Annotated in this window: 11 protein-coding genes and 2 tRNA genes; 5 read left to right on the forward strand and 8 right to left on the reverse strand. The window is 48.1% G+C overall.

Annotation, left to right across the window (positions count from 1 at the left end; all coding sequences use genetic code 11):
* Positions 1–74 precede the first annotated feature (74 nt).
* The 8 genes from L21SP3_RS07925 to L21SP3_RS07960 form a co-directional block, all read right to left on the reverse strand.
* A tRNA-Leu gene (locus L21SP3_RS07925) sits at positions 75–160 on the reverse strand.
* Positions 161–246: 86 nt separating this feature from the next.
* Positions 247–1,152, reverse strand: a complete 906-nt coding sequence (locus L21SP3_RS07930) for an FHA domain-containing protein (RefSeq protein WP_077540361.1) — start codon at positions 1,150–1,152, stop codon at positions 247–249.
* A 222-nt stretch (positions 1,153–1,374) separates the two neighbouring features.
* On the reverse strand, positions 1,375–1,956 hold the full coding sequence (locus L21SP3_RS07935; RefSeq protein WP_077540363.1) for a hypothetical protein: 582 nt from the start codon (positions 1,954–1,956) through the stop codon (positions 1,375–1,377).
* Positions 1,953–2,201 (reverse strand): hypothetical protein, encoded by a 249-nt coding sequence (locus L21SP3_RS07940; protein WP_123785169.1) that lies wholly within the window; start codon positions 2,199–2,201, stop codon positions 1,953–1,955. The genes L21SP3_RS07935 and L21SP3_RS07940 overlap by 4 nt, the downstream gene beginning before the upstream one ends.
* 11 nt (positions 2,202–2,212) lie before the next feature.
* On the reverse strand, positions 2,213–2,869 hold the full coding sequence (locus L21SP3_RS07945; protein WP_077540367.1) for a hypothetical protein: 657 nt from the start codon (positions 2,867–2,869) through the stop codon (positions 2,213–2,215).
* 61 nt (positions 2,870–2,930) lie between these two features.
* Positions 2,931–4,079 (reverse strand): SU10 major capsid protein, encoded by a 1,149-nt coding sequence (locus L21SP3_RS07950; protein ID WP_077540369.1) that lies wholly within the window; start codon positions 4,077–4,079, stop codon positions 2,931–2,933.
* 16 nt (positions 4,080–4,095) lie between these two features.
* On the reverse strand, positions 4,096–4,497 hold the full coding sequence (locus tag L21SP3_RS07955; protein WP_077540371.1) for a hypothetical protein: 402 nt from the start codon (positions 4,495–4,497) through the stop codon (positions 4,096–4,098).
* Between the two features lie 48 nt (positions 4,498–4,545).
* Positions 4,546–5,931, reverse strand: a complete 1,386-nt coding sequence (locus L21SP3_RS07960; RefSeq protein WP_077540373.1) for a phage portal protein — start codon at positions 5,929–5,931, stop codon at positions 4,546–4,548.
* Between the two features lie 737 nt (positions 5,932–6,668).
* On the opposite strand from L21SP3_RS07960, the gene gdhA reads away from it, so the two are divergent.
* From gdhA to L21SP3_RS07990, 5 genes are all read left to right on the forward strand, one after another.
* Complete coding sequence (gdhA, locus tag L21SP3_RS07965; protein WP_077540375.1) at positions 6,669–8,015, forward strand: NADP-specific glutamate dehydrogenase; 1,347 nt, start codon at positions 6,669–6,671, stop codon at positions 8,013–8,015.
* A gap of 218 nt (positions 8,016–8,233) precedes the next feature.
* Positions 8,234–8,307, forward strand: a tRNA-Arg gene (locus L21SP3_RS07970).
* Positions 8,308–9,077: 770 nt separating this feature from the next.
* Positions 9,078–10,202 carry a GLUG motif-containing protein gene (locus L21SP3_RS07980; RefSeq protein ID WP_077540379.1) on the forward strand — a complete coding sequence of 375 codons (1,125 nt, stop codon included), beginning with the start codon at positions 9,078–9,080 and terminating at the stop codon, positions 10,200–10,202.
* 395 nt (positions 10,203–10,597) lie between these two features.
* On the forward strand, positions 10,598–13,714 hold the full coding sequence (locus L21SP3_RS07985) for a glycoside hydrolase family 2 (RefSeq protein ID WP_077540381.1): 3,117 nt from the start codon (positions 10,598–10,600) through the stop codon (positions 13,712–13,714).
* 42 nt (positions 13,715–13,756) lie between these two features.
* The gene (locus L21SP3_RS07990; protein ID WP_227806753.1) at positions 13,757–15,202 is read left to right on the forward strand and encodes a sulfatase family protein; all 1,446 of its coding nucleotides are present in this window, start codon (positions 13,757–13,759) and stop codon (positions 15,200–15,202) included.
* Positions 15,203–15,208 lie beyond the last annotated feature (6 nt).

The following is a 15,208-nucleotide window of genomic DNA, read 5'->3' on the forward strand; positions in this document are numbered from 1 at the left end:
GGCAGATGAATTGTTTTTCGGGGCGTTTTATGAGCATATACAGGCGGGGTGCGAGAATCTCCGCGCATAAAAAATGCCCAGGACTGGAGTCGAACCAGCACTCCCTAAAACGGGAACTAGGCCCTCAACCTAGCGCGTCTGCCAATTCCGCCACCTGGGCAAAAGAGAATAGGGAATTTTAATGTTTTAGCTGCTTATATCAAGAATATTTGCTGAAAAAATTCAATTCTTTTTGATTTTTTCGCTCTACTGCTTTCCTGATTTCTTAATTACAGCATCAATCTTGGCTGCGACCATCTCTCCGAATATAACAAGATAGTCTAAATCTGTAATTGCGTAATGCTCCTGTTCGCATGTATTGTCCACATAAGCAGCAAACCTTGTGCTGTCTTCCAGCACGAAAGAAACAATCAGAGCAGAGCGAAGGTTGAATTTCTGATTTGCCCTGAGCATCCTCGGCACTAAGACGTGCTCCATCTGCTTTATGGAATATATGATATGGTTATTCAGTTTGATATCGTCAAACGTTACTTTCGTGGAGTCCCTGTTTCTCCCGTAAGACTCAAGAACGCTTGTCGCTTCAGAATTCAGCACTCCTGCCCAGCTGTGGCAGGCGTGGAGGTCTTTTATTACTGTTCTTACCCAGTATTCGAGCAATTTGGGGGTTTCGTCTATGAGCAGAACGTCCGCAAGGTGCTCGCGAATCTTGCGGAATCTATCATTGCTCAGACGCAGCATAGGGTTATCGTCCGAACGCATATTCCGCGTTATGATGTCCCTGCTCTTTATTTCAACGCTTTCTGAAACATCCAGCCCTTCAACAACTGTATCCTCGAGGTGCGCCGCCCTCGGACGCTCCTTGTTTTTGTGAATTCGGGGGCGAAGCTCAAAGCAGGATATGTTTATAACGTCTCCGGGCTTGATAATCGCCTTCCAAATCTCTTTGCCGTTGATTTTTGTGCCGTTGGAGGAATGCTGGTCTTCAATTACCCAGTTGCCGTCGTCGTCGTTGTACATTACGGCATGCTTCCTTGATACAGATGAATCCGGCAGAAAAACTTCTGAACCAATCTCCCTGCCGACCCTTATCGGGCCGCTGTCAAAACGAAGTTCATTAACGCTTTCGCCGTCTTTGAGAACTGTCAAATTCATAAACGCCTCCCTCTGCGGTTTTTTCTATTGCGATTAAATTATCTCAAATCACACCGTAGAAGTCAAGAAAAATTGATTTCTGCAAGAACCTTTTCAGAAGGCTTAGCCTGTTTTGGCATACTGCCGGCAGTGTATAACTTACAAATTCCCCGTTGGTAAAGATGTTTTCCGGAATGGCATAAAAAAAAGGCAGGCAAATTAATGCCTGCCCGCTGCCGGTTATCAGCCGGCCTCGTCTTTCACCTGCCGCACGATCTGTTTTGTGGATTTGCTTTGCCCTACCTGGGCCTCGCTGAACGGTATTTTCGTATGCGGCTGGTTTTTCTTCATCACCTCATTTCCTTTCACGATTTCCTCAAGCGCCTTGAGTTTCTTGCGAACTACAGAAGCCGCAGCGGCAGCCTTTGCAGCACCTGCCCCGCCGAAAATCCCGAAAAGAGCTATAACAATGTTAACCAGCGGATCGAAGAGGCTGTAGCCTGCGGTTCCGGCGGATGCCTGCAAACCAGCCTCCTCTGCTATCTTGCCGGCCATATTCTTTTTCAGTGAATCATAGTTTGGGGCATTTGCCGGCTGCTTTGGCTTTCCCATATATTCAGCCACAGCGCTGTGCTGCTTTGCTGCAAGCCCAGCAAGGGCCTTGATTCTCTCACTGCCTTCAGCCTCCGCCTGTTTTTCAGCAAGACCGATTGTCCGGCCGAGCAGATGGGCGTTTTGCTTCTGCACCTCGCCCGGGGCAAGCCTGAAAGCCCCGCACCCGCCTGCAAACAGGGCAAGCAGGATAATACAAATACAATTTTTCATTTCCTCATCTCCTTCTGCATCTCTATCTGATTCTCTAAAACAGCAATTTCTTTTCCCTGCTCGGCCTGCCTTTTGCTCAAAACATCGAATTTGCCTGCCGAACTCTGCTGCTGGAGCTTTATCATCTCAACATCTTTCTGCAAAGAAGTGATTCTGGTTTGCAGGTCGCTCCAGCTGCCGATTATAAGCCCTCCGATAACAATAAGCTGGCAGGCCGTACGCACTGCCGAAAATACACTTGCCATAGACATAATCCTCACCCCCTTTCCAGCTCGCCGCAGGCGAAGCAGTATTTCCGCTGCCTGCCTTCGGCATTCCTCATTTCAACTATAAGAGCCTCTTTGCTCCTCTCGAACAGCTCTTCATACATCTCCCGCTTATCTGAGAGCAGAGCCTCATCCGCATCGGGATTGCCGCATTGAGCGCTGAGCATAAGCTGGGCGAGAGCTCCGGCGGCCGCGCAGTTTGCTGTGAGCCTGCTGTCGAGAATATCCTCCGCGCCGAACTCGGCATCGCTTACAGCAGGCCTTATACCCATCAGCGAGCAGAGCTCCAGAGAAACCGCCTCAATCACCGCGCTGAAGCTTGCAATCAGCAGATTCAGAGAGCCTATGCTGAACAGTTCTCCCGCCTGAAGTCCCTGTGCTGCGGGCGGGGCGATTGTGAGCTGGTTAGATGCATCACAGCTCAAAACGCTGAAATAGCCTTCAAATCCGCTTTCCGGCTCATTCACGTAAACTGCGAAACCTTCCTGCACGCCTGCGGCAATGAAATCCACGCCGCCGCAAGTTAGCGAGCTGCCGGATATGCTCGCCCCGCCTCCGCGTACAACGATAAACTGCTCGAGTCCTTCTGCCTTGAATATCCTGCTCTCAAAAGCTAAAAGGTCGCTGTCTTTGCAAAGCATTGTCATTTTGTCTGTCCTTTCTCAAAAAGCCGCCTCGAGGTTTTGCCCCGAAGCGGCCGGTTAATTTTTATACAAGCCCGGTTATGATTCCGTGTGCCTGCTGGTTCTTGAGCTCGAGGGTGTATTCCCCTATAAGCTCGCCTCGTTCATAATCCCCACTGGATGCAAGCGGCTTGAAGTGCATACTTCTGCCCGTTAGAGGCATCACGCTTACCCGCGAGGAATCAAGCAGGAGGATTGTACCGCTGGGGACCCATCTGGAGAGAATTACCCTGCACACGCCGAAATCGCTTTCGTACATCTGAACCCCGCTGCGGACTCTGGTGTCTTCAGGGCCGTACCAGCGCGAGCCTTCGAGGAAGGAGTTTATCCTTCGCTTCTGAGCCCCGCCGGCAACGATCATATCAACATTCCCGCAGCTTTTCTCCCAAATCTGCCTCAGTGCCCAGTTGAGCATATTCTCTGTTAGCACATCTCCATCCGGAACGTCCCCTGAGCCCGCCTGGAAGATGTTTGTCTGAATGTGGCGGATTATTCCGCGCATCGTCCTTGTTTGCGAAGCGGTTCCTGCCGGGGAAGACTGCGCCATAGCACCGTTTATAACGGTATTCTCCAAATCCCTGAGCAGTTCACGCAGACGCATCTGCTTTTGATAGTCCATCTCTTCGGCGATACCTATGTGGTCTGCTGCCATATTAGACCCGCTCACCTCAACACCTGCGGTGAAGATTTGAGTCCAGTTGCCCTGTCTTGCCCTGGCGGTAAAGCGGCTTTCGGGAAAGTCTTCGCCTTCCACTGCCGAAGGGCCGATGATATTGATCCTCTGGCCGTCTTCTATAGGCTCGGCGGATGTTCCGCCGTAGCCTCGGGTAACGTTGAGCGTGCTGCCAGTTTTGCCGATAACAAGCATTACCTCAGAAGAACCTTCAGGCTGGATCTGATCGTTTATGCGAAATTTGCTTATATCGGCCACATCAAATTCAGGACAGCTTCCGGGCATGGTAATATCCTGATCGTTTATCACATCGCTGTTTGCAAGCAGGCTGTCTTCAAGCCATTCGTGATATGTACTGCGTGCTTCTCTCTGCGGGTCTCCGATTTCGCTTAGAAGAGGTGTTTCATAAGGGGAAACAATCCCAATAACATCAGACACGTCTTCGGCTATTTCCGGCAGCTCCGCTCCAGCTGTAAAAGTTGCTTTTCCTGTAAAACTCATAATTTACTCCTTCATATTAATAATTTGTGTTTTCAGTTTTTTCCCGGCGGACTCTCATATATTCGCTAACCTCTGCGGGTCTGCCGGTCTGAGCTGCTTTTCGGGCAGCTCCCTCAAGTTGGTTCTCGGTTTGCTCGGCTGCCTGAGCGATATTGCTGCGAAGCTCAGCAGGCCTGCTTCGGAACAGATAGGCCTTTTTCTCCTTGAGCCCGCTTACAAGCTCCTCTGGCTTCTTTTCGGGATTCTGTTTCTGCTTCTCTCTGCAAAGGGCCAAGCCTGCATCCAGATCGATAATCCCGCTTTCAGCGAGGGATTTGGCGGCTTCTTTTTCGAACTTAAGCCGCTCATTTTCAGCCTTGAGCTCTTCAGCGGGCAAGCTGCCGCCTTCAGGCGGAATGTTCTGATTTTTCTTTTCCATGATAAATCTCCTTCTAAACTTAAATTAATATATTTCGAGGCCTTCGATTCAGCCTGTTTCTTCTTTCGGATAAGCCCCAAATTCGCTGAAGACCTCCTCCTCCGGAAGCCCTGCCTCTTTTTTGAGAATAGCTTCATTGAGCTTATCTGTAGTGTTTTCGGGCAGTGGATCGGCAAACACGACCTCCACTTTCCTTTCTTCCCGACTCGTCTTAAAAATCCCCGCAGAATCTAACGCAAGCAGAAGCTTTCGGCAGAGCTGCCTTATTCCGTCTCCGTAAGCAGCCTTTCTGCGTTCGTTTTTGCTGAGGATCCCAATAAGCGTCATTTTGAGTGCAACTGCGCTGGAGAGATTGCCGATTTTTCCTCGCAATACCCCGGCAGCCAGCGGGGTTACTCCGCTTATCTTGTCCATCGCTGCACGTATCTGGTCTATATGGCTCTCCTCTCCCGGGCATGCGCTGTCTCCGCCGAACTGCTCAATGCTTGCGTCCTGATTCCATGTGTACCAGATTCGCCCAGGTACCACCTCTTTTGCCCCCGGGTCTTCAAGGCCTTTAGCCAGATAGAGCTTGAAAGACTGCATCGTTACGCGGAAAGCCCTGTCGCTAAGGCGGGTGTTCAGCTCGTCCTGAAGGGGTATCAGCGGGGCAACATCGCTCGCCCCTTCGTAGCTCTGCGGACGGCTTATATTCTGTATGTGAACTACTGGCAGCTCAGGTATCCGGCAGGGCAGCTCGCTTACCAGCCGGCCGTCGTGAAACCGCTGGAAAAGCTCAGGGCTGAAAAGCTCTGTTACCTGAATCTGTTTGCGGCTAAGCCCGCCTATGCCGGAATCTCCTGCCTGATTTATCTCCATTCGGAAATTCTGCAGATAACAGTTGATTCGGCCTGCATCACCTTCCTCAAGGACGGGAAGAGCCCTCTCAGCAGGTACAAGATCCAGCTTCACGTCCCTCGCTTCGGCATTTTCGCTGAAAAGCCCTTCAATGCGCAGAAGGATATCAACAAAGCCGTACACGCTGCCGAGAAGGGCTAGGCTCATAAAGAATTCACTGCCTCCGTTTGCCTCAAAAACTTCATTCAAAAGCGATTCAATCTTTCGAGCCTTGTCTCTGGTTTTCGAAAGGCTTTTGATTCGAATCTGCCGGCCGAAGAGAAAATCGTTCATCGAATTTATCCGCCAGCCGATATCGTTCTCGATTACAACTTCCTTGCGGCCTATCCCCTTCTCTGCGCTGCCGCGGATTCGTTCAGGCAGGCCTTGTATTTGTGCCTGCTGCATCTGGCCGGCCGAGCAGTTGTATCTGCAGTTGCTGTAATATTCGTAGAGCTTGCGGAATTCTCTCGCCCTTGCCGGCTGGTATTTCTCTATCAGCCAGCGGACAAAACCTTCATCCAGCCTGAAGCCGAGCTTTGAAAAATCAAATTCCATTCTTCCTTCTCCTAAAAGTATTCTCTAAAACAAGGCTGAAATAATTAGCCCTCTCACCCTTAGAGCGAATGTTAAGGTTTTGCGCGGAAAATTTTTGAATTGAGCAGTTTCAGAGGGTTTGTAAATGCCTGAAAAGCAAAGGCTAAGAAAAATCCAGTCTTTTTTAATTTCATCTCACTTTTGCCCGCCCTCAATTTAAGAAAAAGCAAAACAAATAACTTTTTACATTTCGTTTTAGCCTTTTATAAATCTTTCCGTTAAAGCATTACACATTATTCAGAACAAAGATATTCTGCGACAAAGCTGTTAAAGCTATCGCTCAAATCAGCAGGATTTTATCATCTCTCAACTTGCGTTTGCGCAGTTTGACGCAGCCGCTAAAAGACGGGTCAAACTGTAAAAGGTTAGAAAAACCTTCTTCAATCGGCCTTATCTGTTTACAAAGCGATTTTTTTTCTTAGAATTTTCCAGTTGCTTTTAGGGTGAACTCATCTTGTTACTGTATCTCGGCAGGAATAAAATATCCTGTTGTGCAGGATGAAGCCAAGGCTAACAGGGCGAATTAAATAAGTGAATGTATTGTTTCATAATTCCACGGACAAGATCTTATTGCCCAAGTTATAAAAATAGTTACAAGAACAAAAAGCCGGCGTGTTTTTGTTTTTAGTAATGAGAATCAATGCTTATTTCTGTATTGATTGAAAATAAAATGTTTAATGTTTTAAGGTGATTTAATAATGTCAGATGCTAATCTAATCCAAAATGTTTACGAGAAGGTTTGCCAACGAAATGCTGGGGAGGTGGAATTCCTTCAGGCAGTAAAAGAAGTGCTTGATTCGCTTGCTCCGGTATTGGCAAAGAACCCCAAATATGTTGACGCAAAGATCCTTGAACGCATCGTAGAGCCGGAAAGGCAGATTATGTTCCGCGTTCCTTGGCAGGATGATAACGGCAGCGTTCATGTGAACAGAGGCTTTCGTATTGAATACAACAGTGCTCTTGGGCCATATAAAGGCGGGTTGAGATTTCATCCCACAGTAAATGCAAGTATTCTGAAATTCTTAGGTTTCGAACAGGTTTTCAAAAACTCTCTTACAACTCTGCCTCTTGGCGGCGGGAAAGGCGGCGCTGATTTTGATCCTAAAGGCAAGAGTGACAGTGAAGTTATGCGTTTCTGCCAGAGCTTTATGACAGAGCTTTGCAGACACATTGGCCCGAATACAGACATACCTGCCGGAGATATCGGAGTTGGCGGACGCGAGATCGGTTATATGTTCGGCCAATACAAAAAAATCAAGAACGCATTTGAAGGCGTATTAACCGGCAAAGCCTTAAACTGGGGCGGTTCATTGATTCGTCCGGAGGCAACCGGTTATGGAGCTGTTTACTTTGCAGAACAAATGCTCAAGACACGCAATGAAACTTTTGAAGGAAAAGTTTGTGCGGTATCTGGTTCTGGAAACGTAGCACAATACACTGTGCAAAAGCTCAATGAGCTGGGCGGAAAGGCTGTTACCTTGTCAGACTCTGGGGGAACGATCTACGATAAAGACGGTATCGATGATGAAAAACTTGCATTTGTTTTTGAGCTAAAGAATGTAAAACGCGGCCGCATTAAGGAATATGCTGACAAGTTTGGCGCAGAATATTACGAAGGCAAAAATCCTTGGGGCGTTAAATGCGATTGTGCTTTCCCGAGTGCTACTCAGAACGAAATCGGGAAAGAAGAAGCCCAAACACTGCTCAACAACGGATGCTATGTTATCTCTGAGGGAGCAAATATGCCGAGCACTCCTGAAGCGCAGGAACTCTACGTTGAAAACAAGATACTCTACGGTCCTGCAAAGGCTGCTAATGCAGGCGGCGTTGCTACTTCCGGATTGGAGATGTCGCAGAACTCGCAGCGTCTGTCTTGGACACGCGAAGAGGTTGATGAGAAGCTCAAAGGGATTATGGCTGCTATTCACCAGCAATGCTTCGACACTGCTGAACAATACGGTCAGCCGGGCAACCTCCTGATGGGTTCAAATATCGCAGGTTTTGTTAAAGTTGCTGATTCGATGTTAGACCAAGGCTTGGTTTAATCATATTTCCAGCTAATCTGTAAAAGGTTTCCAAACGGCAGAGAAAAACTCTGCCGTTTTTTATGCCCTGAATTAACCACCCAGCCGAGGCGTTTACAATTCCAGAAAACTGCTGATAAAATTTCTCAAAATCCAGCTTGCCGTCCGAATTCAGAATATTTTTTCACATCTCATTTGAATTTTACCGATTGTTTAATACAATTTGCGCTTCTGCTTAAGCGCTCGTAGCTCAGTTGGATAGAGCATTGGATTCCTAATCCAAAGGTCGCAGGTTCGAATCCTGCCGGGCGTACTTCCTTTTTACCCCCTTGCAAGCCCTTAAAATCGCCGTTTTGGGGGCTCTCAGGGGCGTTTTTATTGCTTTCAATATTCCTTGATTTTAAGTTTGTGTCGTTCGTTTGAGTTCGCCAAAATCCGCCTTTGGGCGCACAATCTGCGTGGATTTTTGCGGGGGTAGAAAATTCGCCATTTCCTGCTGTTCCGGTCGCTTGTAAATCGGCCTGCTGATTTAAATTACAAATTTTAAATTTTCAAAGAAAGAGTATAACAGGGCGTATTGATGTTTGCTTAATAGGCTTTTACGATGAATATCTTTGACAAGCAGGCTCGTTATTCCCAAACACTCGCATAAGATGAAATGCAATGCATAAACGATAATAAACAAACCTTGGCGAATCGCCTTTGTGCGCGGCAATTTTTTTGGCAAAATGCAAATCATCATGCTGCAATGCTTTGCAGAATCTATTTACTGAGCCAGTCCACCTGCGGCGGAAAACTCGCTAAGGATTTTTTGTCTGCGGGTTTTGTTGGCGACCAGGGGCGAACCTGCGCGAGCGATCATCTCTCATCAGTGAAAAATCAGGGGAAATTAGTCGTTCGTCAAATTCCTTAGCGTATCTTAGCGTTTCTCAGTGGCTGAAATATCTCAGTGCTTCTCGTGGTTTCAAACCAATCCCACGCCCCAAAAATTGTGTTTTGTTTTACTACGAAGCCCTTGAATCAGCACTTAAAATATGTTAAGCTAACCTTTTGGTTTTATAATTTAACAAAGGAGGTAAAATTATGCGTCTTAAGTTATGTGTTATCCTTTTAGTTTCGGCCGCCTGCGTTTATTCTCAGCTCCCGGGAGAGGGCACTCCCGAATCTCCCTGGGTGATAGATACCGCTTCGGATTTTGATACATACCGAAGAAATGCAGGCTTTTGGACAGGCAGCACTGTACTTGCGGGAGATATAGACCTTTCCGCCTACTCGCCTTATTCCAGATCGCCGATATCGCCTGACACAGATACATTACTGGGCAACTTCCAGGGAACTCCATTTTCAGGCACGCTCGACGGACAGGGATTCTGCATCACAGGATTATCTATCAACCCCTACACAGCTTCGGGCAAAGACCACGAATACCTCGGACTTATCGGAAAAATTTCTTCCTCAGGGGTTGTAAAAAACCTCTCGATATTTTTGGATATAAACCCCGCTGAAGACTGCGAAAGTTTTTGCGTGGGTGCCGCCGCAGGTAAAAATTTAGGGCTGATTACAAACTGCACATGCCATGCGGAGATAACTCTTCTTGCAGGTGCAAATGTGTGCATAGGCGGGATAACCGGCTACAACGAAGGCAATATCCAACGCTCCACGAGTTCAGGATTTATAAAATGCGGAGGAGGCTCCAATCGGATTGGGGGAGCAGCGGGGTTCAACAGCTGCGGAGATATGATGCTCTGCTCTTCAAAAGTAAACTTCGTGCTCGGGGACAGCTCGCAATATATCGGGGGGCTTGTCGGATACAATATGGACGCCGAGATAAATCAGTGCTGGGCAGGCGGAGATATAACGAGGCTCTCCACGGCTGCTGATTATCCGGACTATGCAGGAGGCTTAGCTGGACGGAACTGCTCAAACAGCAGTATCAAAAACTGCTTCGCATCAGGCGAGGTGGACGGCGATGAATATGCAGGCGGACTTGTCGGCAAACACGAAAATAGCGGCATAAGAAAATGCTATTCTACAGGAAAGGTAACGGGGAGCCTGCACGTTGGCGGACTTGCGGGCAAATCAGACTCCGATGACCCAGACGTGTACGACAGCTTTTGGGACACCGAAACTTCAGGCCGGCAGACAAGCTCCGGAGGCACCGGCAAAACCACCTCCCAGCTCCAGCAGAAAAGCACGTTTGAAGGCTGAGATTTTATCGGCGTATGGAGAATAAGCCAAACTCCGTTCAATGAGTCCGATTATCCCGTGCTTCGTTTCTACAACCCCGCAGATATCGATATGTCCTGCGAGATTAACCTCAGCGATTTCGTGATTTTCGCACAAAACTGGCTAAGCGAAGACTGATTCGGCAATAATATCTGCAAGGCTTAAGAAGATATGCCTGCATATTACTTAATCTATTTGGTATTATTCTTTCTTTTACCATACCTTGCAGTTTAAGAATGGCGATTCTATAATGCCGAGTACTTTTAAATTTTTGGCTGTTTTAGGAAACTCAACGATATATTTTTTCAAAAACTTTGAAATTTTCCACTTGAAATGACATTAATATATGAGTTTATTTATTAAATTAAAGGCCAAAAATGAATAAAATGATATTTATTGCATTGTTTTCCGTATTTGCATCAGTTTCTTCAGGAGCCGAGCTTTGGGAAAACCCCCAGATAACGCAGATTAACCGTGCGCCGGCAAGGGCATTTTCATATCAGTACAAAGACATTCAGTCTGCCGCTTCGCTTGATTCGCGGAAGGCGCTGAAGAAATCCCTGAACGGGACTTGGAAATTCAAGTGGTCAAAATTGCCCGAGCAGAGCCCGAAGCAATTTTACACTCAAGGCTATGATGTTTCCGGCTGGGATGATATTGAAGTCCCTTCTAACTGGCAGATGAAAGGCTGGGGCAATCCGATATACAGGAATGCAGGCTATCTTTCCTTCGACAGCGAGGCTTTTCCCGCTGTAGAAACTCCATACGGCAGCCCCACAGCCTGCTATAAACGCACGTTCACTGTTCCGCAAAGCTGGCAGGGACAGCAGGTTTTTGTACATTTCGACGGGGTGGAATCGGCATTCCAGCTCTGGATAAACGGTGAATTCGCAGGCTATTCGCAAGACAGCAAACTCCCCGCAGAATTCAACCTCACCGAGTACCTCAATGACGGAGAAAACACAATCGCCCTGAGGGTGTTTAGATGGTGCGACGGGAGCTGGCTTGAAGATCAGGACGGCTTCAATCTCAGCGGCATATACCGTGATGTGTGGCTCTTTTGTATGCCCAAAACCGCTGTCTGGGACTACTTCGCCAGTGCTGAGCTGGATAAAAACTACGAGAATGCGGACTTTTCGATTGAAGCTGAAGTTAGCAATTTCTCAGATGAAAGCGCAAAAGGGCTGGTTTTTGAATGCCGAATTGCCGGTAAAACGCTCAGAGAGGAAGTGCCGATAATTTCTGCACGTGATTCCCGGAAGGTAGTGCTGGCAGCTCCAATTGAAAACCCGAAAAAATGGACGGCAGAAGAACCTAACCTTTATCCGCTCACGATTGCTCTGAAGAAAAACGGCAATACAATTCAGTCCACCTCAACAGAATTCGGTTTCCGCGAGCTTGAGATCAGAGGCGAGGTTTTCCTTATAAACGGCAGGCCAGTAAAGCTCAAAGGGGTAAACCGCGTTGAGCACGACCCTGTAAAAGGCCATTACATCACAGAAGAAAGGCTCAGAAATGAGCTGAGCCTGATGAAGAAGTACAACATAAACTGCGTTCGAACTGCCCATTTCCCGTTTAATTCGGAGTTTTACAGGCTTTGCAATCGATACGGGCTGTATGTTATCGATGAGGCAAATCTCGAGAGCACGGGACACGGGATTGTTACAAATCCTGTCTGGAAGCCTGCTCACGTAAAGAGGATGCGGCGAATGATTAAACGGGACAGGAATCATCCCTGCGTAATAAACTGGTCTGTGGGCAACGAGGCGCACAACGGCCCGAATATGGCAGCGATGCATTATACTGCAAAGCAGATGGACAGCACAAGACACACATCATATCATTACAACATTCAGCCCAAGGTGTATGATATTATCGCAGGCGGAAACCATAAAGGCGGAAAGGGCAGATACTACGACAACAAAACCTTCAGAAAAATTGGTGAAGCGGATTTCGGCAAGCCTTATATCCGAACTGAAGGAGCTCACGGGATGGGCAATGCCATCGGCGGACTGCTGGAAACAGTTCAGATAATGGAAGAGTATCCCGGAATAGCGGGCTTCTGCATCTGGGACTGGGCAGATCAGGCGATCCTTACACAAACAGAAGGCGGCCAAGAGTATTACGGCTTTGGCGGAGACTTCGGCGAGGTTGAACACAGCGCAAACTTCTGCCTCAACGGGATTGTGCTTGCAGACCTTTCGGTTACCGGAAAACTTACCGAGGTTGGATACTGCTATCAGAACGCTGAGATTCAGTGGGCGGATGAAAGCAGGACCAGCATCAAAATCAAGAACAAAAATTTCTTTACTGACCTCAGCTCATTCGACGGCAGCTGGGAGCTTCTCAAAGACGGAAGGCAGCATAAATCCGGAAAATTCAAACTGCCATCAATTAAGCCTCAGCAGACAGGCGAAATCAAGAGCCCTGTCAACCCAGAGAACCTTAGCAGAAATGCCGAATGGCTGCTGAATATCTATATCGATCTGCCTGAAGATAAAATCTGGGCAGAAAGCGGCTGGCATACAGCAAAAGAGCAGCTCAGCATAACGGGCTTCAAACCTGCAATCGAAAAACCTGCCCAAACAGGGGGTTGGAAAATCGCGGAGGATGGAAGCGAAAAGGTATTCAAATGCAGAAGAGCAGAGATAACGCTCAACAGTAAAGGAATCTTTGAGGATTATCGCGTAAACGGCAAATTGATTCTAAAGCAGGGACCTAAAGAAGACCTATGGCGGGCTCCCACAGACAACGACGGCGGCTACGCAAAATTCTTCAAAGCTTGGAAAAGCAGCAAAAAATACAGCGGGCTATGGCAGAAGGCAGGCCTTGACAGTATAGAATGGAGCTTGAATAGTATCGAAACCGTTCGCACTGAAAACGCCTTGAAGGCAGCAGTAAACAGAGAGGGCAAATGCAAAGGCGGAAAGATTCATTCAAAAATCACTGCCTTGCTTCTCCCGGGCGGAGCGATAGATTTTCGGTTTGACATAACAACCTCAGGAGGATATATTTCAAAACTGCCTTCTCTGCCGAAAGTAGGCACAGAATGCATCGCAGCTGAAGGCTTTGAAATATTTACGTGGTATGGACGCGGGCCTCAGCATAACTACGCCGACAGAAACAACGGGACTCTCGCACGGGTTTACTCAGGAACGGTGGATGAGCAGTTCGTTTCATTTCCCGCCCCGCAGGAGAACGGCAATAAAACCGATGTCCGCTGGGTGAGCCTCAGCGATCAGAGCGGCTTTGGCGTTAAGGCTCTCGGCAGGCAGCTGCTCGAAACCAGCGCAGCTCATTACAGCGATATGAATATCTCCAAAGCCTACCATACTTACGATCTCAAGCGTGAGCCGGAAGTGTTTTGGGATATCGACTTTAGGCAGTGCGGCCTTGGAAACGCAAGCTGCGGGAATTTCCCTGCTCTGCCTCAGTACAGAGTGAAGCCCGGACAGTATTCATTCGGCTATATACTTGAGCCAATGGGAATTTAAGCTAAAGATAACAAATAAGTTTTTAGAGCAAAGGAGCTGAGTTTGAAACGAAGAACGTTTTTAAGAAATTTAGGATTTCAGGCGGCCGCCCTTACATTCGGGGCAGGCCTTGCCGGCGGGGCTGAGAAGAAAAGGCCGAATTTTGTTTTCCTTATCACAGACGACATATCGCCCAATGATTTAGGCTTCTACGGCAATCAGCACGTTAAAACGCCAAATCTTGACAGCGTGGCAAAGCAGAGCCTCGTTTTTGATAATGCGTATCTTACGATAAGCTCATGCTCTCCGAGCAGGTGTTCTATCATCACCGGCCGCTATCCGCACAATACTGGTGCGCCAGAACTGCACACCCCACTGCCCAAACAGCAGCGCACATTTATGCAGGAATTCCACAAAGCCGGCTACTACACAGCCCTTGCAGGCAAAAACCACATGGGCAGAAATAAATCGCTCGGGTTCGATTTGGTGGTAGATTCCCGCCCTTCGGGTTCTGAGAAGTGGATGGATGTGCTCAAGGGAAGACCAAAGAATAAGCCTTTCTTTATGTGGTTTGCCTCACACGATGCCCACAGAGACTGGCAGATAAACGACAAGGCGCCGGAATACGAGCTGGAAGATGTGAAAGTTCCGCCGATGATGTACGACGGAACTGAGGCAAGAAAGAATCTTGCAGGCTTCTATCACGAAGTAAGCCGGACAGACCATTATGCAGGCAAAGTGATTGAAGAGCTCAAAAGGCAGGGCGAACTCGATAATACGTACTTCATCTACACAGCAGACAACGGAAGGCCGTTCATACGCTGCAAGAATTATATGTATGAGAGCGGGATAAAAACGCCTTTGCTGATTAGAGGCCCGGGCGTTGAGCAGGGCAGAACAGATTCGCTGGTTAGCTCGATTGACTATTCTGCAACCTTCCTTGAGCTTGCCGGGCTCAAAAAGCCCGAAACCGTGCAGGGCGTGAGCTTTGCTAAAACGCTAAGCGATCATCAGCACCAAAGCAGGGATGCTGCATTCGCCGAGAGGAACTGGCACGTTTACAAGCTGCATGAACGGATGGTTCGCACGGGGGACTGGCTCTACATCTGGAACGCATACCCGGGAGAATACAACGTATGCGGCGAGAGCGCCAGCTATGGTTTTGCAGATGTGAAGGAATTCTGGAAAGCAGCACAAGAAGGCAGGCTAACGGAAAACCAGATGAAAGTTACAATGAAGAATCAGCCCGAAGAGCAGCTTTATAACGTGCGGGAAGACCCGCACCAGTTCTGCGACCGCTCCAAAGACCCTGCCTGCAAAGAGATAATGGACAAGATGCGCAGCCTGCTGGATAAATGGAAAAAGCAGACCGGCGACAGCGTACCGAAAAATCCTACTCAGGACAGAGGCACTCTTCACGGCGGCGGTAAAATGGGCAAACGCGGGGATTTCCCGGGAGCGGCAAACAACGCCGCTGAGATAAACCGCCCCGGCCCAATCAAACTTTAGATTCAG

It is taken from the genome of Sedimentisphaera cyanobacteriorum, assembly GCF_001997385.1.
Lineage (GTDB): Bacteria > Planctomycetota > Phycisphaerae > Sedimentisphaerales > Sedimentisphaeraceae > Sedimentisphaera > Sedimentisphaera cyanobacteriorum.